Below are 20248 nucleotides of genomic sequence, written 5' to 3' on the forward strand. Positions count from 1 at the left end.
GCTGCAAACCTCGCTGCGCCAACCTCCCGGCCGACCCCGCAACCCTTGCTGCGCCTGCCTTGCAGGGGCCGCGTTGTGTTGCGAGGGGGCGAATAGTAAGCGAGCGCGGCGGGGTTGGCAAGCGTTTCAACGAAATAATTCGGTGACGCCGCAAAGCCGTCCCTAATGACACCAGTTTGTCAGCCGCAGCCCCATGATTCATGATCTGGGCCTGGAGTGAGCCAGGCACACCGCCGCCGCGGCACTGCATGGCGGACAGAGCCAAATCGGAATCCTCATGACCATCAGAATCGTAAGACTGGGTACACCGCGCGCGGCGGACGAGGGCCTGCGCGTCGGCACCGTGCGCCGGCCGCCGCGGGGCGTGCCCAAATCGGAGTTTGCGAGCCGCGATTACTATGATGTCTGGTATCCGGCTCTTTCGCCGTCGCCAGAACTGGTCGCCCAGGCGCTGCAAGCGACCGACGACAAGGAATGGCGCGCCTTCGTGCGGCATTTCCGCAAGGAAATGGCCGAGCCGGACGCCAGCCGCACGCTGGACCTGCTGGCGGCGTTGTCGCACCAGACCAATTTCTCGGTGGGCTGCTATTGCGAGGACGAAGCGCGTTGCCACCGCTCTGTCTTGCGCGAATTGCTCGCCGAGCGCGGGGCCGTGATCGACTGAGTTGCGCGACGTGCCGGGATCTTCCCGGCTTTGTTTTCACGTTTTCCCCGCTTCCCTTCTTCCGATGGCGCTGAACGTAGTCTGGCTCGGCTTCTTCCTGATTTCCTTCTCTGCCGCCTGTGTCCGGGTGGCCCAGGGTGACCTCGCCGTGTTTCCGGCGATGTTGAGCAGTCTGTTCGACAGCGCCCGCACCGCCTTCGAGATCGCGCTGGGACTGGCGGGGGTAATGAGTCTGTGGCTGGGCATCATGCGCATCGGCGAGCGCGCCGGCGTTGTCGACGCCTTTGCCCGGCTGGTGAACCCGCTGCTGCGGCATTTCTTTCCCGGCGTGCCCCAGGGTCACCCGGCACAGGGCGCGATGATGATGAACGTGTCGGCCAACCTGCTCGGGCTCGACAACGCCGCCACGCCGCTGGGCCTGAATGCGATGCGCGAGTTGCAGACGCTGAACCGGCGCCCGGACGTCGCGACCGACGCGCAGATCATGTTCATCGTGCTCAATTCTGCCGGGCTGACGCTGATCCCGACTTCGGTCATCGCCATCCGCCAGGCCATCGCGGTCAAGCAGGGTCTGGTCGGTTTCAACGCCGCCGATATCTTCTTGCCGACGCTGCTCGCCACCGGCGGCGCCTGCCTCGCCGGGTTGCTGGCGGTGGCCTGGGTTCAGCGGATCAACCTGCTACGCCCCGCCGTGCTGGTGGCGTTCGGGCTGGTGCTCGCGCTGCTTGGGGCGATGTTCGCCTGGTTGCAGCATGCGCCGCCCGAGCAGGTCGGTACCGTGACGGCGCTGGCGGGTGCCGGCTTCATCCTGTCCTTGATCACCCTCTTCCTGATTTGCGGGGCGCTGCGCCGGGTCAATGTCTATGAGGCGTTTATCGACGGCGCCAAGGAAGGCTTCGGCGTAGCCGTACAGATCATCCCCTATCTGGTTGCGATCCTGGTCGCGATCGGCTTGTTCCGCGCCGCGGGCTGCATGGACGTACTGATGGCCTGGCTCACGCATGCGGTCGCGCTGCTGGGTGTCAACACAGACTTTGTCCCGGCGCTGCCGGTCGGGCTAATGAAGATCCTGTCCGGGGCCGGGGCGCGCGGGCTGATGGTCGACGTGATGACGACCTACGGCGTGGATTCGTTCCAGGGGCGGCTGGCCGCGATTATCCAAGGCTCGACCGAGACGACCTTCTATGTCCTCGCGGTTTACTTCGGCAGCATCAATGTACGCAACACGCGACATGCGCTGGGTTGCGCGCTGGTCGCGGACGCCGCAGGAATTGTCTGTGCCGTGGGCGCCGCATATCTTTTCCGATGACCGTGCAGGTTGCCGAATATCGTTGTTTCCATACAACGACATTGTGCGCATCATCCTACATTGACACATTGGACTTGGTGCGTCGCAACAAAGCATGTATAGTGAAGTCTGTCTCCTCCACCACCTCGGTGGATTCCAACCCACGCATAACCTGCGTGGGTTTTTTTTCGCCTGTATCCAACCTCGGGCGCTAGGGATTTCCGCATCGCAACAATAACGCCGAGGGCGACGGCACGGCACCTCAACGGGACATGGCCCGCGGTGGGAAACATCCGCAGGATGTACCGCCTGGCCGCGGGACTTTACGGAATTCGGGCTTGGCCTATATTGATTGGATACGTCCGCCGCCAGCACGAGGCACGCCATGCCAGACATCACGTTCCCTCGCAGCCTTCCCACCTACTGTGCAGCCAGCCTGACGCTGTCCTGCCCCGCGACGGTCAACGGCAGTCCCACCTTGTATTCCGTCACCGCCGAGGCGCTCGAAGCCCACTTCGGCGCGCGCTCGCCCCGCGAAGAAGACCTGGTGGCGGCCTTCACCAATAACCGCCAGCGCATCGAGCGCCTGGCAGAAAGCCTGTTCGAACTGACCGAGGCGCGCGAAATCGTGCTGCGCAGCGGCCACTTCCGCTTTGCAGGCTGAGCGTAGCTGCGAAGGGCCGCTTCAATCGCCTTTCGCCGCGCCGCGCACCAGCAGCACTGGCACGGTGGACTGGCGGATCACCGCCTCGGCCACGCTGCCCAGCACCAGCCGGCGCACGCCGCGGCGGCCATGCGTGCCGATTACCAGCAGGTCTGCTCCCCATTGACGCGCGGCCTCATTGATGGAAGCACCGATGTCCCCAGGCACCGCAGCCGCGGTCACGAGTTGGGTTTCATGCGTGACGCCGGCACCAGCCAGTCGCCGTGCTGCGGCCTGCAGGGCGCGTTGCCCGCTTTCTTCGAAGGCCTTCTGCAACTGGCTTGGGTCATAGTAGCCGGCGTCGAACATGGGCGTGCCGGTATCGACCACATAGAGCGCCAGCACGGTGGCACCGCCGGGGGATGCCACGCGAATGGCTTCATCAACCGCCAGGTCCGACGTGCTGCTGCCGTCCACCGCCACTACGATCTTGCCGTATGCCGCGCTTGTCATGAGCGTACCTCCGTTGATGGAAAAGAGATGCGGCACAGTGCCGCCTGTCTTGGATAGTACACATCGGGCGAAGCCGGCGTTATGCGCCGACACAAACCCCGCGGACATGCCCCCTTTAATTGACCGACCGGTCGGCTTTTATATAATAGGGCCAGCCGCGCCGGACCGAGCTGCCGCGGCGCCCCGCCAGAGGAGACGCTATGTACACGCAGAGTCTTGACCTGCCCGGCCAGCACGCCGATGCAGCGCAGGCCAGCGCGCCCCCCGATGAAGCCGCCTGCCAGGCAGCGTTCGACGCCTGCATGGCCGCCGACGGCAAGATCGAGCCGCAGGACTGGATGCCGCAGGCCTACCGCAAGACCCTGGTGCGGCAGATCTCGCAGCATGCGCACTCCGAGATCGTCGGCATGCTGCCGGAGGGCAACTGGATCAGCCGGGCGCCGTCGCTCAAACGCAAGGCTATCCTGCTTGCCAAGGTCCAGGATGAAGGCGGCCATGGCCTCTACCTGTATTCGGCGGCCGAGACCCTGGACGCCTCGCGCGATGACCTGGTCGACGCGCTGCACAGCGGCAAGGCCAAGTATTCGTCGATCTTCAATTACCCGACGCTGACCTGGGCCGATGTCGGGGTGATCGGCTGGCTGGTCGACGGCGCCGCGATCATGAACCAGATCCCGTTGTGCCGCTGCTCGTACGGGCCGTATGCGCGCGCCATGATCCGCATCTGCAAGGAAGAATCGTTCCACCAGCGCCAGGGCTTCGACGCGCTGCTGGCCATGATGCGCGGCACCGACGCCCAGCGCGACATGGTGCAGGACGCGGTCAACCGCTGGTGGTTCCCGGTGCTGATGATGTTCGGCCCGCCCGATGCCGCCTCCACCAATAGCGCGCAGACCATGGCCTGGGGTATCAAGCGCATCTCCAACGACGACCTGCGCCAGAAGTTTGTCGATGCCACGGTCGAGCAGGCGCGCGTGCTGGGCGTGACCCTGCCCGACCCAGGGCTGCAATGGAATGCCGAGCGCGGCCACTATGACTACAGCCCGCTGGACTGGGACGAATTCTGGCGTGTTATCAACGGCGACGGACCGTGCAACAAGGAACGTCTGGCCACCCGCGTGAAGGCGCACGAGGACGGCGCCTGGGTGCGCGAAGCCGCGCTGGCGCACGCCGCCAAGCTGGCCGAACGCGAAGCCGGCGCCGGCCGCGCCGCCGCCTGATCATTGACCTCGCCGAGGAGACCACGATGCAACGCAAGGAATGGCCGCTGTGGGAAGTGTTCGTGCGCAGCAAGCAAGGCCTGGAACACAAGCATTGCGGCAGCCTGCACGCGGCCGACGCGCAGCAGGCGCTGCACATGGCGCGCGACGTCTATACGCGGCGCCAGGAAGGCGTGTCGATCTGGGTGGTGCCGTCCGCGGCCATCACGGCCAGCGTGCCTGAGGAAAAGCCGGAGCTGTTCGACCCGATGGCGGACAAGATCTACCGGCACCCGACGTTCTACCAGCTGCCCGACGAAGTCAACCACATGTAAGGCCCGCACCATGACCGCGTCCCCACAGCCTGCCGTGCCTGCCTTGCTCGACCACCTGCCGCCGGCGCGCACCGCCGCGCTGCGCTACTTGCTGCGCCTGGCCGACAACGCCCTGATCCTCGGCCAGCGCAACGCCGAGTGGTGCGGCCATGGGCCGGTGCTGGAAGAAGACATCGCGCTGGCCAATATCAGCCTCGACCTGATCGGCCAGGCGCGGCTGCTGTATGGCCGCGCCGGCGAACTGGAGGGCGAGCTCACCGGCTTGCCCCGCCATGAGGATGACTACGCCTACTGGCGCACCGAGCGCGAGTTCCGCAACTGGACGCTGCTGGAACTGCCGCATCGCGGCCCGCTCTCCGGCAACGCCGCCGCCGAACGCGACTACGCCGTCACCATCGTGCGCAACTTCCTGTACAGCGCGCTGATGGTCGAGCTGTGGCAGGCCTTGCAGGCGAGCCGGGACGACCAGCTGGCCGCGATCGCCGCCAAGGCGATCAAGGAGGCGCGCTATCACCTGCACCATGCGGCCGGCTGGGTGGTGCGGCTGGGCGACGGCACCGAGGCCTCGCACGCGCGCATGCAGCACGCGCTGGAACACCTGCTGCCGTACATGAACGAGTGTTTTGCGGAGGACGCGGTCGAAAGCGAGGCGGCCGCGCAGGGGATCGGCGTAGTCACCGCCACGCTGCGCCCGGCCTGGGACGCCACCGTCGCCGAGACACTGCAGGCGGCCACGCTGGCCTTGCCGGCGGCCACCGGCTTTGTCTCGGCCGGCAAACACGGCGTGCATTCGGAACACATGAGCTACCTGCTGGGCGAGATGCAGGGGCTGGCGCGGGCCCATCCGGGCGCGCAATGGTGAGCGCACGCTTCAGCGCAAAGGGTTGATCCACATGAACGTCACCCCCCTCCCTTCCCACAACGTGAACGACGCAAGCGCCACCGGTGCACGCGTCGCGCGCGCGTGGGCGGCGCTCGAGGCGGTGCCGGACCCGGAGATCCCGGTGGTGTCGATCCGCGAACTGGGCATCCTGCGCGAGGTCGTGGCAGCGCCGGACGGCGCGTTGGAGATCGTCATCACGCCCACCTATTCCGGTTGCCCGGCGATGTCGCAGATCGGTGAGGACATCGGCCAGGCGCTGGACCGCGCCGGGCTGGCGCCGTGGCGCATCCGCACCGTGCTGGCGCCGGCCTGGACCACGGACTGGATCACGCCGGCCGCGCGCGAGCGCCTGCGCGCATTCGGCATCGCGCCGCCCGGACAGTGCGGCACGCCGGCCGGGGCGCAGCCGCTGCGCTTCGTGCCGCGCGCCGCGCGCGCCGGCGCGCCCGATGCCGTGGCCTGCCCGCGCTGCGGCAGCGTCCATACGCAGGAGATCTCGCGCTTTGCCTCGACCGCCTGCAAGGCGCTGTACCGGTGCCTGGACTGCCGCGAGCCGTTCGACTATTTCAAACCCTACTGAGCCCCCGGGCCGAGCCAGGCTGCCATGACTCCACAGTTCCACCCGCTGCGCGTGGCGCAGGTGCGCCCCGAGACCGCCGACACCATCTCGATCGCGTTCGAGGTCCCGGACGCGCTGCGCGACGCCTATCGCTTCACGCAAGGGCAGTTCCTGACGCTGAAGGCGCCGGTCGACGGCAAGGACCTGCGGCGCTCTTACTCGATCTGCTCGGCGGTGCAGGACTATGACGCGCACGGCGAATTGCGCGTGGCGGTCAAGCTGGTGGAGGACGGGCTGTTTTCCAGCCATCTGCACGATTCCATCGCCCCCGGGCAAGTGATCGACGTGATGACGCCCGACGGGCGCTTCCACGTGCCGCTCGACGCCAAGGCCGCGCGCCACTATGTCGCCTTTGCCGCCGGCAGCGGCATCACCCCGGTGCTGTCGCTGGTCCGCACCACGCTGCAGGCCGAGCCGCACAGCCGCTTTACGCTGGTCTATGGCAACCGCAATGTCGACAGCATCATCTTTTCCGAAGCGCTGGAGGACCTGAAGAACCAGTACCTGGCGCGCTTCACGCTCTACCACGTGCTGTCGCGCCAGCCGCAGGAGGTGGACCTGCTGCACGGCCGGCTCGACCATGCGCGCGTGACCGCCTTCCTGCAGACGCTGATCCCGGTGGACGACATCGACGCGGCCTTTGTCTGCGGCCCGGCCTCGATGATCGACGAGGTCGAGGCGGCGCTGCGCGATGCGGGCCTGGACCCGCACCGCATCCACGCCGAGCGCTTCGGGGTGCCGCTGGCACCAACCCGGCGCAAGCCGGCCGCCGCCCATGCCGCGCACGCGGACCATGCCGGCACGGCGGAGCTGGTGGTTGTGCTCGATGGCAAGCAGCACAGCATGCGCCTGCCGCTGGAGGACGCCAACGTGCTCGACACCGCGCTCGCCGCCGGGCTGGACCTGCCCTACGCCTGCAAGGGCGGGGTCTGTTGCACCTGCCGGGCCAAGGTGCTGGAAGGCAAGGTCGAGATGGAGAAGAACTACACGCTCGAGCCCTGGGAGATGGACAAGGGTTTCGTGCTCACCTGCCAGGCACGCGCGCTCACGCCGCGGGTGGTGGTCAGCTACGACGAACGCTGATCCCGGCACGCGCTCGCGTGCGTCGTCAGACAATCGCCGACATTGGCCAGCACTGGCCGTGACTACAATGGCGGCAGGCGGCGCCCTGCTGGCGCGATGCTTGCAGGCGGGTGATCGGGCGCGCGGTGCGGTCAGCTGTCGCGCCGCCGCCGCGGCGGCGCCAGCGAACCGCCCCACCCATATACAATCACGGCCATGCAATATATCCACGTCGTCAACGGTGATGTAGCAGGCACGACCCTGCGCCAGGCGCTGGCCCAGGCGGCGCGGCCGGACCCTGTCGTGGTGCTGCGCGACGATCTCGCGGTCGGTCCGCTGGCGGACATCGACAGCACCGGCATGATCCGCTCCGGCTTCTGGCAGCGCGTCGCCCCGCACACCGACATCGACTTTGCCGCCGAGATGCGCCAGGCGCTGGACCAGCTGCTGGCGCTGCGGCAGGACGACATGGAAGTGGCCATCTGGCACGGCCAGAGCGCGGCCGACCAGCTGATGCTGCGCCGGGTGGTATTCCACCTGTACCAGGCACCACAGCGCATCAACGAGGTCGCGATGGACCTGCGCGAACTGGAAACGCCCGCGCAGGGCAACCTGGCGGCGATCGGCATGTACTCACCGGCGCGGCTGGCGCGGCGCTTCTCCACCATCGCGCCGGTCTCGGTGCTGCGGCTGGGGCGCCTGGGTTACGAATGGCAGCAGAACGTCAAGGAAAACGCCGACGTGCGGCTGTGGAAGGGCAACACGCTGGTGCCGGCGGCCTACCGCACCATCGACGACATCATCATGGAGCGCGCCCCGGCCGACTGGACCCCCGCGGCGCAGGTGGTCGGCAGCGTGATGGGCGCGATCGAGGGCCTGCTGGCCAGCGACTGGTTCGTGTTCTGGCGCTGCCGGGAACTGATCGCCATGGGCCAGCTGGTGCTGCGCGGCAACGCCGACTCGCTCGATACCTGCGAGCTGCGCCGCCATGCCGGCGGCGGGGGCGAATAATCAAGAATATATGGCCCGTACCAAGGCACCCGATTTCGAGGCGCAGCGCGAGCAGATCCTGGACCTGGCCGCCGCCGCCTTTGCCAACAGCAGCTACCCCAGCACCTCGATGGCCGACCTGGCCGCCGCCTGCGGCACTTCCAAGGCGCGGCTGTATCACTACTACGAGAGCAAGGAAGCGATCCTGTTCGACCTGCTGGACCGCTACACGCGCCGGCTGATGCTGCTCGTCACCGAAGTCGAAGCCGACGCCGAGCGCCATGCGCGCACCGACAAGGACGCCTTCGGCAACCTGATCCGCGCCTTCCTGGCCGAGTACGAGACCTCGCAGACGCGCCATATCGCGCTGATCAATGACGTCAAGTTCCTGGCCGAGACCCAGCGCGACCTGATCCTGGGCCGCGAGCGCGACGTGGTCGCGGCGTTCTCGCGGCTGCTGCGCCGCGCCTACCCGGACCGCGTCACGCGCGAGAACCAGACCGCGCTGACCATGACCATCTTCGGCATGATCAACTGGACCTTCACCTGGCTCAAGCCGGGCGGCCGGCTCTCGTACGCCGACTTTGCCGAGATGGTGGTCGACCTGCTCGAAGGCGGCCTGCCCGGGCGCGCGGCCGCCGGGCGCTGAGCCGCCCGGGCCGGGCTGCGCCCGCGCCTACATCCACTCGGCCTCTTCGCGCTGGCGCCGCTGCTCGCGGTCCTGGCGGAACATCTCTTCCAGCTCGTCGCGCGCCTGGCGCGCCAGCGAGACCAGCTTCTTCTGGTCGGTGTAGTGCGGGTAGAAGCGGTCGATTGCCTCGATATTGTGGCGGCGGAAGCGCAGCGCCACGTTGCGCGCCTCGCCCGGGTCGAAGCCCAGCCCTTCCAGCACGCGCCGGCCCAGCATCAGCGAGCCCTCGAACATCTCGCGCTCGAACAGCTGCACGCCGCGGTCCTTGAGTTGATAGACATGGGAGACATGGCGCGCGCGGGCGTAGATCTGCAGATCGGGGAAGCGCTCGCGCACGCGGTCGATCAGCGCCAGGCTGTCGTCCATGCTGTCGATGGCCACCACCAGGATGCGCGCGTCGGCAATGCCGGCGGCTTCCAGCAAGTCCAGCCGGGTGGCGTCGCCATAGAACACCTTGAAGCCGTACTGGCGCAGGAATTCGATCTGGTCCGGATCGTGGTCCAGCACCGTCACGCCCACGCCCTGGCTGTACAGCAGGCGCCCGATGATCTGGCCGAAGCGCCCGAAGCCAGCGATCAGCACCGGGTTTTGCTGCGGCGTGATGACTTCGTCCGGACGCGCCTTGCCGGCGCCGATGCGTGGCGCCACCAGCCGGTCATAGGCCAGCAGCAGCAGCGGCGTGGCCACCATCGACAGCGCCACCACCAGCACCAGCAAGGCCTCGGTCTCGCGCGGCAGCAGTCCGGCGCCGCCGGCGACGCCGAACACCACGAAGGCGAATTCCCCGCCCTGCGAGATCAGCAGCGCGAACAGCAGGCGCTGGCCGCGGGCGATCGAAAAATGCCGCGCCAGCAGCGCCAGCACGGCGGTCTTGGCCACCACGAAGGCCGTCACCAGGCCCAGCACCAGCCACGGCGAGCGTGCCAGCACGGCGAAGTCGATCGACATGCCGACCGCCATGAAGAACAGCCCCAGCAGCAGGCCCTTGAACGGCTCCAGATCGGCCTCGAGGGCGTGCCGGTATTCGGAATCGGCCAGCAGCACGCCGGCCAGGAAGGTGCCCAGCGCCATCGACAAGCCCACCGCGTCCATCATCAGCGCGATGCCTACTACCAGCAGCAGCGCAAAGGCGGTGAACATCTCGCGCATGTCGGTGCGGGCGATAAACCGCAGCGCCGGGCGCACCAGGTAGCGGCCCCCGGCCACCACCGCGCCGATGACCGCCACCGCCTTGCCCGCCGCCAGCCACCCTGCCGCGCCGGCGCCGGCCCCTGCGGCGCCTTGCGTGGCCAGCAGCGGCAGCAGCGCGATCATCGGGATCGCGGCGATGTCCTGGAACAGCAGGATGCCGAAGCTGGCGGCGCCCGCCGGCGTGCCGAACAGGTTGCGCTCGGTCAGCGTCGCCAGCGCGATCGCGGTGGACGACAGCGCCAGCCCCAGGCCCGCCACCAGCGCCACCTGCCAGGGCGCGCCGGCCAGCGCCGCGACCGCGCCGATCATCAGCGCACAGGCGGCAAGCTGCACGCCGCCGTAGCCGAAGATGCTACGCCGCAGCGCCCACAGCTTGCGCGGCTCCAGCTCCAGGCCAATCACGAACATCATCAGCACCACGCCGAACTCGGAGAAGTGCAGGATCGATTCGACATCGGTCACCAGGCGCAGCGCGAACGGCCCGATCGCCGCCCCGGCCAGCAGGTAGCCCAGCACCGCCCCAAGCCCGCCGCGCCGCGCCAGCGGCACCGCCACCACCGCGGCGACCAGGAACACCAGCAGCGCAACCAGGAAATCATGCTGGTTCATGCCTGCACCTCCGCCGGCGTGGGATGCGTGCCCAGCCGCCCGCAGACGTGGGCGATATGGTCGGCCAGCGCCTGGGCGTCGGCATTGTTGGCGTCGTGCAGCACCACCGGCGGCAGCCACGTCATGCCGCACAACAGGGCGGTCTGCTCCAGCGGCAGCAGGAATTCGGCGATCGGATGGCCATGCGTGCCGTCCGGCCCGTATGCGTCGGCCGTGCCGCCGGTGCTGACCACCGCCAGCAGCGACTTGCCACGCAGCGCGGTGCCGCCCGGGCCATAGGCCCAGCCGGGCTCGAGTACTTCATCCAGCCACAGCTTGAGCATGGCCGGCACGCTGTACCAGCGCACCGGGAACTGGAGCACGATGGTGTCCGACACCGACAGCACGCGCTGCTCGGCCACGACATCGATGTCGTAGTCGACATAGCTGCGGTAGAGGTCGCGTACCTGGACCTGCGGCAGTGCGTCCAGCGCGTCGGCCAGCGGCCGGTTCACGCGCGAGCGGCTGGGCGTCGGGTGCGCGTAGATCACAACGATGGGGGGCTCGGTCATGGAAAGACGTCAGGGCTGTCTGGGTGATCGGGAAATTCGCCGGGATGTCGATGAATTGACGCGTTGCACCAAATCCACACCTGACGGCGCGCAACAATTCATCACATTTTTTTAGGTCGTTGTTTTAATTGATTTTTATCTCACGGCGTAGCCGAAAGGAGTTCTGCTGCGGCGCAGGAAGCTTACGTCAAACTGACAATTCCACTACAATACTTTTCGTGCTGCATCAAGTTGGTGTTTCCCCGAGTCTCGCACGGTTTCCGGGAAAAGTGCCTGGAAAAACACCGCCGCAGTGCCTATTTTTTATCTGACTGCACCGGAAGGAATCATCGTGAACCCGCTCGAACTGAGCAAGGCCGTCGGCGCACTGACCGACGAAGATCTGCGCAAGGCAGCCGAAGCCGCCCAAGCCGCCCACCGCGCCACCGTCCTGGTGCGCGAGCTGTCGGCCCACCACCGCTCGCGCCTGCTGAAGCATTTCCTCGCCCTGGGCGAGGAGGATCGCCTGCTCCGTTTCGGCCAGTCGGTGGGCGACCACGTGATCGAGGCCTATGTCGACAGCATCGACTTCGACCATGACAGCGTGTTCGGCGTCTACGACGACAAGCTCGAGCTGATCGGCGTCGGCCATTTCGCCAACCTGCGCGACAACGCCCAGGGTCGCGTGGCGGAGTTCGGCGTGTCGGTGTCCGGCAGCGCGCGCGGCCGCGGCATCGGCAGCGCGCTGTTCGAGCGTGCCGCCATCCATGGCCGCAATACCAGCGTGCGCACGCTCTACATGCACTGCCTGTCGCGCAACGCCGCGATGATGCATATCGCCAAGAAGGCCGGCATGAAGGTCCAGTATGCCTACGGCGAAGCCGACGCCTACCTGGAACTGCCGCCGGCGGATACCGCCAGCCGCCTGAGCGAGGCGCTCGACGAGCAGCTCGCCGACCTGGACTACGCGGTGCGCCGCAACCTGCGCGACGCACGCCGCTTTGGCCTGCGCTTCTGGCGCACCATGGTGCCGCAGAAGCATACCGCCTGAGCGGCCGGACCTCCGGTCCGCACGGCATCGACAAAAACGGCGCATCGCAACGATGCGCCGTTTTGCTTTGCCGGCCCGGGCCGCGCCGTTCAGGCCGCGCCGCCCACCGGCAGCGCCGTGGTGTCCTTGATGCTTTCCAGCGCGAAGCTCGAGCGCACATCGATCACCGACGGGTGCGCCAGCAGCTGTTCCTGCATGAAGCGCGCGAAGTGCTCCATGTCCTCGACATAGACCTTGAGCAGCAGGTCCATCTCGCCGGTCATGGCATGGCACGCCGCCACCTCCGGCCACACGGCGATCGAGGCGCGGAACAGGTCCAGCGGGGCCTTGCCCTTGGGCGCGCCCCCATGCTTTTCCAGCCGCACATTGATATAGGCCAGCAGGCCGAGCCCGATCTTGTTGGGCTCCAGCAGTGCCGCGTACTGCCGGATCACGCCGATCTCTTCCAGCCGCCGGATGCGGCGCAGGCAGGGGCTGGGCGACAGGTTCACGCGCTCGGCCACCTCCAGGTTGGTTAGCCGGCCGTTGGTCTGCAGCACTTCCAGGATCTTCCGGTCGATCTTGTCCAACTCCACCTTGCTCACGATATTGTTGCTCCGCAATATGTTTATTGGCAATTTTTTTGCGCAAATTTAGCAAGCCGTGCACAAGTACGCAATTTTTTGTGAAATTACATCCGATCTGCGCCCGATTTTGTGGGGTGGGCGGCCTTATCGGTCACTCGCGCGTCAGCCGTTCGGGCCGGGCAAATCCCAGTCTGGCGGCGCTGCCGGGTGTCGCGGAGGCGCGCTGACCGGAGAACGGGCGAGGTGGCGCGCAGGTTCCGGCAAACAGGGAAGCGGCATTCTACGGGCGTTTGGGTCCGCGCCAGTGCGTTCCTGTGCCGGAGCAGTCCACGTTGTCCGCTGAACGGACAAAAAAGCGCGCGGCCCTCGGGCTCGCGCGCTTGGTCGGTAGGCTGGCAGCGGCGCTCAGGCGGCGCTGCCGGGGCCGTCCGCTCAGCCGCCGCTGGTCGACGGCGCCGCCGGGTTGGCGGGTGCCGGCTGGTTGTCCGGGGCGGCCTGGCCGCGCGGACCGCGTTCGCCACGCTCGCCACGATGGGGACGATCGCGGTGCATCTTCTCCATGCCGGCGCGGATTTCATCGCGGGTCAGCTTGCCGTCGCGGTTGGCGTCGAGCTGGTCAAAGCGCTTGGCCAGGCGCGGCAGGCCGGCGTTGGCCTCGGCCTTGGTCAGCGCGCCGTCGCCGTTCTTGTCGGCGGCCTTGAACTTCTCGTCGAAGGCGGCCTGCATGCGCGCGTGATGTTCGGCCATGGCGGCCTTGCGCTGCGCGTCCATCTCGGCCTTGTCGATCTTGCCGTCGCGGTTGATGTCGAGCTTGTTGAACCACGCGTCGGCCTCGGCCTTGGAAATGGCGCCGTCGCCATCGGTATCGATCGCCTTCATCCACATGCCGCCGCCGTGGTGGCGGTGGTGGTGGTGGCCCATGCCGGGCTTGCCGGCCGGTGCTGCGCCCGGTGCAGCGGGAGCGCTGGCCTGGGCAAAGGCGCCGCCGGCGACCAGCAGCGCGGCCGAGACGGCCAGGAACTGTTTCAGGATCTGCGGCTTGTGATTGCGTTGCATGTCGTGCTCCTTTTCATCACGTTGGCATGTACGGATTAGAACGCAGACGATGCAGCGAAGTTGGCGCTTTTAATACGATGTTACCCGCCTCACAGAAAGCCGGGAGCGGCGTAAGGGAACGCAAGCAAGGGCGAATATTCGATCTGCCGGCAGCCTAGGGCTGCGCTTTCGGCACGATCTGGCCTTCATCCGCCGCCTCGGCCGACATGCCGGGCTGGTACTGGCGCGGATCGACGGGTTGAGGCTGGGGCTGGGCCGGCTGGACCGACGGTGCCGGCTGAACCGGTTGTGGCTGGGGCTGGGCTTGCGGCTGTGGCTGGGCCTGTTGCCCTGGCGGCTGGCCGCGCGGCGGCTGGGCCGGTGCGGGCTGCGCAGCAGCCTGCGCCGGCGGCGGCATGGGCGTTGCCATGGGCGCCGCCGCGCCGGCGGGCGGCGTCGGCAGCGGGCTGGCGGCACGCGGCGCACCGCGCGTGGCAGCCGCCTGCAGCGGCAGGGCAATTTCCTGGCGCACGCCATTGCGCTCGATCACCACGCCGCGCTGGCGCACTTCCACCAGCCGGATCTGCGGCGCCAGGTCGGCACCCATGCGCACCGCCTTGGCCGGACCGCCGTCGATGGAGACGATTGCCGCGCTGGCGCCACCGCCGAGCTCGGCCACCACGCCGAGCAGCTGCACGTTGCTCGGTCCGGCCTGGGCCGAGCCGCCGAACAGCGTCGCGATCGCGCCGGTCTCGACCGCCTCGGTCTGCGCCACCCGCGCGCTCTTGGGCACCGGGATGGTCCGCATCGCACTGAACGTCAGCACCCAATAGGTGACCAGCGCGCACAGCGCGATAAACAGCGCCACGCTGGCCAGGCGCGGCAGCCACAGCGCGGAGGCATCGAAGCGGAACGAAGGCCGGAGGGACAATTGCATGGATCGGGACCCTGGATACCCGCCGCGGCGGGTCATGGCGCGAGAGCGCGGACGCGCCAAGCGTACCAGAGCCCCATGACGCTGTCTGCCGCGCCGGCGATGCTGCCGCCGGCGCGGCCGGGACGCTTACAGCAGGTCGTCCAGCAGGTCAGGGCCGAACACTTCGCGCTCAACGTGCGCCGCCGGCACGCCCGCGCTGAGCAGCGCGTGACGCTGCGCCTGCATGAAGCCGAGCGGTCCGCACAGGTAGAAACGGCCATCGACAAAGCGTTGCAGGTCGGGCTGGCGCAGCATCTCGGCCAGCGGCATGGTGCCGGCGTGGTCGTAATCGCGGCCCGCAAGGTCTTCCGCTTGCGGGGACTCATAGCTGATGTGCGTGACCAGCCCCGGCAGGCGCTCACGCGCCCATTGCAGGTCGGCGCGATGGGCATGGTGGCGGCCGTCGCGGGCGGCGTGGGCGAACAGCACCGCACGCTGCGAGCCTTGCGCGGCCAGCGTGCGCAGCACCGACAGCATCGGCGTGATGCCGATCCCGCCCGACAGCAGCACCAGGGGCCGGTGGCTTTCCAGCGCCGGCGTGAACTCGCCGAACGGCGCGCTCACCTTGAGCTCGGCGCCCTCGTGGGCGTTGGCGTGCAGCCAGTTGGACACCGCGCCGGCCGGCGTAGCCTGGCCGCCATCCTCGCGCTTGACCGAGATGCGCCAGGTCGGCAGTCCGGCCTCGGCCGACAGCGAATACTGGCGCAGCTGGCGCGTGCCGTTGTCCAGGCGCGCTTCGACGCTGATGTACTGGCCCGGCCGGAAATCACGCAGCGGCTGGCCGTCGGCCGCGGCCAGCGTCAGCGCCACCACCTGGCCGCCCTGCGCCTCGCGGCGCACCACGCGCACCGGCATCAGCGCGCCGGCGGTCACGCCGGTGCGCTGGTACAGGCGCGCCTCGGCGGCGATCAGCTCGCCCGCCAGCAGCCAGTAAGCCTCGTCCCAGGCCGCCAGCAGCGGCGGCGTGGCGGCTTCGCCCAGCACCGCGGAGATCGCGCCGAGCAGGTGGCGGCCGACGATCGGGTAGTGCGCGGGCGTGATGCCCACGGCCGCGTGCTTGTGCACGATGCGCTCGACCACCGGCCCCAGGGCCGCCGCGTTGTCGATGTTGGCCGCGTAGGCGAATACGGCCGACGCCAGCGACTGCTGCTGGCTGCCGTTGGCCTGGTTACCCATGTTGAACAGCTGGGTCAGCTCGGGCCGGTCGGCGAACATCTCGCGGTAGAAATGCGTGGTGATGGCCAGGCCATGCTCGCGCAGCACGGGCACGCTTGCATCGATATAGGGGCGGGAAGCGGCGGACAGCATCAGGTATCACTCCGTTTTATTCATGCAAACAGGATGCATGTTTTAGCACAACAAAAAACCGGCATTCGCCAGCCACGTGCGGATCCCGTCCGCTCAGGCCGAACGCCGGTTCAGGAAATCACGATGCAGGCGGATGATCGATTCGGCGGTGTGGCTGCCGGTGACATCGGCCAGCGTGACGTCGTCGAGCGCGCGGTAGAAGGCTTGCTCGGCCACGTCCAGCGCGCGCTTCAGGTGGCAGTTGCCATTCAGCGCGCAGGGCGGGTTGTCGCAGTCGATCACCGGCCGGTGCCCTTCCAGCTCGCGCAGGATGGTGCCGATGGTGAGCCGCTCGGCGCCGGGGCCAAGCTGCAGGCCGCCATGGCGGCCGCGCGTGGCGCTGACCCAGCCCAGCTTCGACAGCCGCGCCGCCACCTTGACCAGGTGGTTGTGCGAGATGCCGAACTGCTGGCCCACCTCGGCGATCGTGATCGGCCGGCTGCCGTCGCCACGGGCGACGTACATCAACAGGCGCAGCGCATAGTCGGAGAAGCGGGTCAGTTGCATCGTGGCGTCATGTTAAAAAAGATGCATCCCGGATGCAAGTTATATTTTTTCCCGGCGTGCTAGGGTTCGGGTTCGCCAAAAAGCGCTGGCCGGCTTTGTGATTCATATCAGACATTGCCGCGACCCCGACGGGGGCTGCCCATAAAAGAGTCATAAGGCGCCGGTTATACTGATCGGCGAACCCGGCCCCGCCAGCCCCCTGGCGCGGGTCCCGCCATTCCAGCAACGAGGTCTTACCAACAATGCGCAGAATCACTTCCCAGCTTGCCCGCCCCGCCCGTCCTGCCCGCCGCGCGCGCGGCTTCACCCTGATCGAGATCATGGTCGTGATCGTGATCCTCGGCGTGCTGGCGGCACTGGTGGTGCCCAAGATCATGAGCCGTCCGGACGAAGCCCGCATCGTCGCGGCGCGCCAGGATATCTCGTCGATCATGCAGGCGCTCAAGCTGTACCGTCTCGACAACAGCCGCTATCCGACCACCGAGCAGGGCCTGGGCGCACTGGTGGCCAAGCCTACCACCGAGCCGGTGCCCAACAACTGGAAGGGCGGCGGTTACCTGGAAAAGCTGCCCAAGGATCCTTGGGGCCATCCGTATCAGTACCTGAACCCCGGCGTGCGCGGCGAAATCGACGTGTTCAGCTTCGGTGCCGACGGCCAGGCCGGCGGCAACGCCAACGACGCCGATATCGGCAACTGGGAGTAAGCGCCCCTGCCGCCCGCCCCTGCCGCTTCCCTGATGACCACGGCGCCGCGCCGCCGCGCCTCCCGGCAGCGGCACTCCGGCTTTACGCTGCTGGAACTGCTGGTGGTGATGGTGATCGCCGGCATCGTGATCTCGCTGGTCGCGGTCAATGCCTCGCCCAACGAGCGCGGCCGCGTGCTTGACGACGGCCAGCGCATCGCGCGGCTGTTCGAGCTGGCGCAGGAAGAGGCGCAGCTGGGCGCACGCCCGCTCGCCTGGGAAGGCGACGCCGGCGGCTGGCGCTTCCTCGAGTCGACCCCCAACGGCTGGATCCCCCTGCGCACCGACGTGTTCGCGCCCGGCACCTGGCGCCTGGCGCTGGACCAGGTCATCGTCGCCGAAGGCGGCCGCAGCACCGGCACCAACAGCCCGCCGCGGCTGATTTTCGGGCGCGAGCTGATCGATGCCCCGCAGCGCCTGGTGCTGGTGCGCGGCGATATCCGCGTCGACGTGGCCGGCGACGGCAGCGGCCGCTATTTCGCCAGCACGCCATGACGTCCCCGCGCTCCCCCGCACGCCGGCGCGCCCGCGCGGCCGGCTTCACGCTGATCGAAGTGCTGGTGGCGCTGACCATCCTGGCGGTGGCACTGACCGCGGCGATGCGCGCGATGGGCTCGATGATCGATGCCGGCGCGTCGCTGCAGACCCGCATGCTGGCCGAATGGAGCGCCGAGAACCACCTGGCCTCGCTGCGCCTTGCCAAGACCTGGCCCGAGCCCGGCGTCAGCGGCTATGCCTGCCCGCAGGGCGGCACGCCGCTGTACTGCGAGCAATCCGTGTCGGCCACGCCCAATCCGGTGTTCCGCCGCGTCGAGATCGCGGTCTATCCGTCGGCCACCGACAAGTCGGTGCGGCTGGCGTGGCTCGTCACCATCGTTCCCAATGAAATCCGCAACGTGCTCTGAGCGCCGGCGCGGGCGCCGATCCGCCAGCGGCTTCACGCTGCTGGAAATGCTGGTCGCCATCACGCTGCTGGCGGTGATGGCGGTGATCGGCTGGCGCGCGCTCGACAGCCTGACGCGCGGCCGCGAACGGCTGATCGACCATGACGCCCGGCTGGATGCACTGAAGGTGCTGTACGGCCAGATGCAGGCCGATTGCGAGCACCTGGCCAACCCCACGCTGCTGCAGGGCAGCCCGGTCGAGATCGGCCAGAACCGCGTGCTGCTGGTGCGCGACCGCCGCGACGAAGGCCAGCCGCCGGCATGGCAGGCACTGTCTTACCAGCTGGACGGCAACACGCTGGTGCGCGTGGCCGCGCCGCCGGTGAGTAACCGCGCCGCGCTGCAGTCGTCGCTGCTGGCACTGCGCCAGGGCGGCGGCAACGACGCGCAGGTGCGGCGCCTGCTGGCCAACGTCGACGGCATGAGCGCGCGCGCCTGGGTCGAACCCGGCGGCTGGCAGGCCGACAGCAACCGGATCCGCAACGTGCTGTTCAGCGGCAACGCTGCCAGCGCGGTGCAAGCGTCGGAGGCCGGCGCGGCGGTGCCCAATACCGCGGTGCGGGCGGTGGAACTGACCATCCTCGCCCGCATGGGCGACGGCGACGCGCCGCGGCAGTTCCAGAAGATCTGCATGTCGGGGCTATGACGCACGCCCGCAGCCCCCTCCGCTTCCGGCCTTTGCGCCGCGCGCGCGGCGCGGCCGTGGTCACCGCGCTGCTGATGGTGACGCTGGCCGTGGTGGTGGTGTCGGGGATGCTGTGGCGACAGCAGGTGCAGATTCGCGCCATCGAAAACCAGCGGCTGCTGGCCCAGGCCACCTGGATCGAGCGCGCCGCGGTCGACTGGGCGCGGCTGATCCTGCGCGACGACCAGCGCCGCAGCAACGTCGACGAGCTGGGCGAGCCGTGGGCGGTGCCGATCGCCGAAACCCGCCTGTCGGATTTCCTGGGCGCGTCGCTGCGCACCGACGTTGCGGGCGAGACCTCGTTCCTGTCCGGGCGCATCCTCGATGCGCAGGCGCGCTTCAACCTTGCCAACCTGGTGACATGGTCAGCCACCGGCGGCCAGGGCGCGCCGGTCGGGCGCGTTGCCAATATCGACCAGTCGGCGCAGGCCGCCTATGGCCGGCTGCTGCGGACCGTGGGCCTGAACCCGGCGCTGGCCGAATCCACCGCGCGCCACATGCTGCAGGCCGCGCAAGGTGGCCACGGCGCCGAGGGCTCGGGCCGGCAGGCGCCGCGCCCGCTCGACAGCGTGCAGGGCCTGCTGGCGCTGCCCGGCTACACGCCCGAGATGGTGGCGGTGCTGGAGCCCTTCGTGATCGTGCTGCCCGAGCGCACCCTGGTCAATGCCAACACCGCCGAGGCCGAGGTGCTGGCCGCGATGATCGACAAGCTGCCGCTGGAACGCGCGCGCGAGCTGGTGCGCCAGCGCGACCGCGCCTACTTCAACAACATCGGCAACCTGCAGACGCAGCTGTCCGCGCTGGCGCCGCAGGCGAGCAGCGGCAACCTCGGCAACCTGCTCGACGTGCGCTCGCATTACTTCCTGGTCTACGGGCTGGTGCGGCACGAGCGCGCCAGCCGGCTGCAGGTGTCGCTGATCTATCGCGGCGAACCGCTCGGTGCGGCCAACACCACCCGCGTGGTCTGGATCCAGGACGCGGACCGGCTGCCGGACCTGCGCTGAGCATGGCAAGGCGGCCTGGCCCACATATGAATACAGCACACCGGAGCAACCGGGGAGAATGGTATTGACGCGATTTTGTCACGCAGGCAAGGTATGCTGCGGCGCTGGCGCGAGCCTGACACCAGCCCGCTCGCCGCTGATCGGCCTCCCAGGCCGCCCGCCGGCATCCCCGC

24 protein-coding genes are annotated in these 20248 nt (G+C 68.3%); 16 read left to right on the forward strand and 8 right to left on the reverse strand.

The genetic code is table 11. The features are described from left to right. Positions 1–277 precede the first annotated feature (277 nt). The 3 genes from GA0116996_RS23870 to GA0116996_RS23880 all read left to right on the forward strand — a co-directional run bounded on the left by GA0116996_RS23870 (position 278) and on the right by GA0116996_RS23880 (position 2616). Entirely contained in the window at positions 278–664 is a 387-nt protein-coding gene (locus tag GA0116996_RS23870; protein WP_092316552.1) for a DUF488 domain-containing protein, read from the forward strand. 64 nt (positions 665–728) lie between these two features. Further along, positions 729–1973 (forward strand): nucleoside recognition domain-containing protein, encoded by a 1245-nt coding sequence (locus GA0116996_RS23875; RefSeq protein ID WP_092316554.1) that lies wholly within the window; start codon positions 729–731, stop codon positions 1971–1973. Between the two features lie 364 nt (positions 1974–2337). Further along, positions 2338–2616, forward strand: a complete 279-nt coding sequence (locus GA0116996_RS23880; RefSeq protein WP_018006086.1) for a DUF1488 family protein — start codon at positions 2338–2340, stop codon at positions 2614–2616. Between the two features lie 21 nt (positions 2617–2637). Here the strand turns inward: GA0116996_RS23880 and GA0116996_RS23885 are convergent, their stop codons facing one another. Next, entirely contained in the window at positions 2638–3108 is a 471-nt protein-coding gene (locus GA0116996_RS23885) for a universal stress protein (RefSeq protein ID WP_092316556.1), read from the reverse strand. Between the two features lie 200 nt (positions 3109–3308). Here GA0116996_RS23885 and paaA point away from each other — a divergent pair, with 200 nt between their 5' ends. From paaA to GA0116996_RS23920, 7 genes are all read left to right on the forward strand, one after another. Then, on the forward strand, positions 3309–4328 hold the full coding sequence (gene paaA / locus GA0116996_RS23890; protein WP_092316558.1) for a 1,2-phenylacetyl-CoA epoxidase subunit PaaA: 1020 nt from the start codon (positions 3309–3311) through the stop codon (positions 4326–4328). Positions 4329–4354: 26 nt separating this feature from the next. Continuing rightward, on the forward strand, positions 4355–4642 hold the full coding sequence (gene paaB, locus GA0116996_RS23895; RefSeq protein ID WP_012354162.1) for a 1,2-phenylacetyl-CoA epoxidase subunit PaaB: 288 nt from the start codon (positions 4355–4357) through the stop codon (positions 4640–4642). Between the two features lie 10 nt (positions 4643–4652). Beyond that, on the forward strand, positions 4653–5504 hold the full coding sequence (paaC, locus tag GA0116996_RS23900; RefSeq protein ID WP_092316560.1) for a 1,2-phenylacetyl-CoA epoxidase subunit PaaC: 852 nt from the start codon (positions 4653–4655) through the stop codon (positions 5502–5504). Positions 5505–5535: 31 nt separating this feature from the next. Next, complete coding sequence (gene paaD, locus GA0116996_RS23905; protein ID WP_092316562.1) at positions 5536–6105, forward strand: 1,2-phenylacetyl-CoA epoxidase subunit PaaD; 570 nt, start codon at positions 5536–5538, stop codon at positions 6103–6105. Between the two features lie 24 nt (positions 6106–6129). Beyond that, positions 6130–7227, forward strand: a complete 1098-nt coding sequence (paaE, locus tag GA0116996_RS23910; RefSeq protein ID WP_092316564.1) for a 1,2-phenylacetyl-CoA epoxidase subunit PaaE — start codon at positions 6130–6132, stop codon at positions 7225–7227. Between the two features lie 195 nt (positions 7228–7422). Next, positions 7423–8217: a DUF1835 domain-containing protein gene (locus GA0116996_RS23915; RefSeq protein WP_092316566.1), complete on the forward strand. Its 795-nt coding sequence runs from the start codon at positions 7423–7425 to the stop codon at positions 8215–8217. Positions 8218–8227: 10 nt separating this feature from the next. Beyond that, positions 8228–8845: a TetR/AcrR family transcriptional regulator gene (locus tag GA0116996_RS23920; protein WP_092316568.1), complete on the forward strand. Its 618-nt coding sequence runs from the start codon at positions 8228–8230 to the stop codon at positions 8843–8845. A gap of 27 nt (positions 8846–8872) precedes the next feature. Here the strand turns inward: GA0116996_RS23920 and kefC are convergent, their stop codons facing one another. Both kefC and kefF read right to left on the reverse strand, forming a co-directional pair. After that, entirely contained in the window at positions 8873–10687 is a 1815-nt protein-coding gene (gene kefC / locus GA0116996_RS23925; RefSeq protein WP_092316570.1) for a glutathione-regulated potassium-efflux system protein KefC, read from the reverse strand. After that, positions 10684–11238: a glutathione-regulated potassium-efflux system oxidoreductase KefF gene (gene kefF, locus GA0116996_RS23930; protein WP_092316572.1), complete on the reverse strand. Its 555-nt coding sequence runs from the start codon at positions 11236–11238 to the stop codon at positions 10684–10686. The genes kefC and kefF overlap by 4 nt, the downstream gene beginning before the upstream one ends. 331 nt (positions 11239–11569) lie before the next feature. Here kefF and GA0116996_RS23935 point away from each other — a divergent pair, with 331 nt between their 5' ends. Beyond that, entirely contained in the window at positions 11570–12268 is a 699-nt protein-coding gene (locus GA0116996_RS23935; RefSeq protein ID WP_092316573.1) for a GNAT family N-acetyltransferase, read from the forward strand. Positions 12269–12357: 89 nt separating this feature from the next. Here the strand turns inward: GA0116996_RS23935 and GA0116996_RS23940 are convergent, their stop codons facing one another. From GA0116996_RS23940 to GA0116996_RS23960, 5 genes are all read right to left on the reverse strand, one after another. After that, positions 12358–12852: an Lrp/AsnC family transcriptional regulator gene (locus tag GA0116996_RS23940; protein ID WP_010813460.1), complete on the reverse strand. Its 495-nt coding sequence runs from the start codon at positions 12850–12852 to the stop codon at positions 12358–12360. Between the two features lie 414 nt (positions 12853–13266). Further along, positions 13267–13890 carry an EF-hand domain-containing protein gene (locus tag GA0116996_RS23945; protein WP_092316575.1) on the reverse strand — a complete coding sequence of 208 codons (624 nt, stop codon included), beginning with the start codon at positions 13888–13890 and terminating at the stop codon, positions 13267–13269. A gap of 154 nt (positions 13891–14044) precedes the next feature. Then, positions 14045–14806, reverse strand: coding sequence for a type II secretion system protein N (locus GA0116996_RS23950; RefSeq protein WP_092316577.1), 762 nt, complete (start codon positions 14804–14806; stop codon positions 14045–14047). Positions 14807–14932: 126 nt separating this feature from the next. After that, a complete protein-coding gene (locus GA0116996_RS23955) occupies positions 14933–16153 on the reverse strand; it encodes a globin domain-containing protein (protein WP_092316579.1) in 1221 nt (406 codons plus the stop codon). 93 nt (positions 16154–16246) lie between these two features. After that, a complete protein-coding gene (locus GA0116996_RS23960; protein ID WP_092316581.1) occupies positions 16247–16699 on the reverse strand; it encodes an RrF2 family transcriptional regulator in 453 nt (150 codons plus the stop codon). Positions 16700–16941: 242 nt separating this feature from the next. On the opposite strand from GA0116996_RS23960, the gene gspG reads away from it, so the two are divergent. The 5 genes from gspG to gspK are packed head-to-tail and all read left to right on the forward strand — an operon-like array spanning position 16942 to position 20075. Continuing rightward, positions 16942–17403 (forward strand): type II secretion system major pseudopilin GspG, encoded by a 462-nt coding sequence (gene gspG / locus GA0116996_RS23965; protein WP_092316583.1) that lies wholly within the window; start codon positions 16942–16944, stop codon positions 17401–17403. A 33-nt stretch (positions 17404–17436) separates the two neighbouring features. Further along, positions 17437–17937 carry a GspH/FimT family pseudopilin gene (locus tag GA0116996_RS23970; protein ID WP_092316585.1) on the forward strand — a complete coding sequence of 167 codons (501 nt, stop codon included), beginning with the start codon at positions 17437–17439 and terminating at the stop codon, positions 17935–17937. Beyond that, positions 17934–18347, forward strand: a complete 414-nt coding sequence (gene gspI, locus GA0116996_RS23975) for a type II secretion system minor pseudopilin GspI (protein ID WP_092316587.1) — start codon at positions 17934–17936, stop codon at positions 18345–18347. Before GA0116996_RS23970 ends, gspI begins: the two co-directional genes overlap by 4 nt. Then, on the forward strand, positions 18325–19032 hold the full coding sequence (locus GA0116996_RS23980) for a PulJ/GspJ family protein (RefSeq protein ID WP_092316589.1): 708 nt from the start codon (positions 18325–18327) through the stop codon (positions 19030–19032). Before gspI ends, GA0116996_RS23980 begins: the two co-directional genes overlap by 23 nt. After that, a complete protein-coding gene (gspK, locus tag GA0116996_RS23985) occupies positions 19029–20075 on the forward strand; it encodes a type II secretion system minor pseudopilin GspK (protein ID WP_092316591.1) in 1047 nt (348 codons plus the stop codon). The genes GA0116996_RS23980 and gspK overlap by 4 nt, the downstream gene beginning before the upstream one ends. Positions 20076–20248: the final 173 nt, after the last annotated feature.

Source organism: Cupriavidus alkaliphilus (genome assembly GCF_900094595.1).
Taxonomy (GTDB): domain Bacteria; phylum Pseudomonadota; class Gammaproteobacteria; order Burkholderiales; family Burkholderiaceae; genus Cupriavidus; species Cupriavidus alkaliphilus.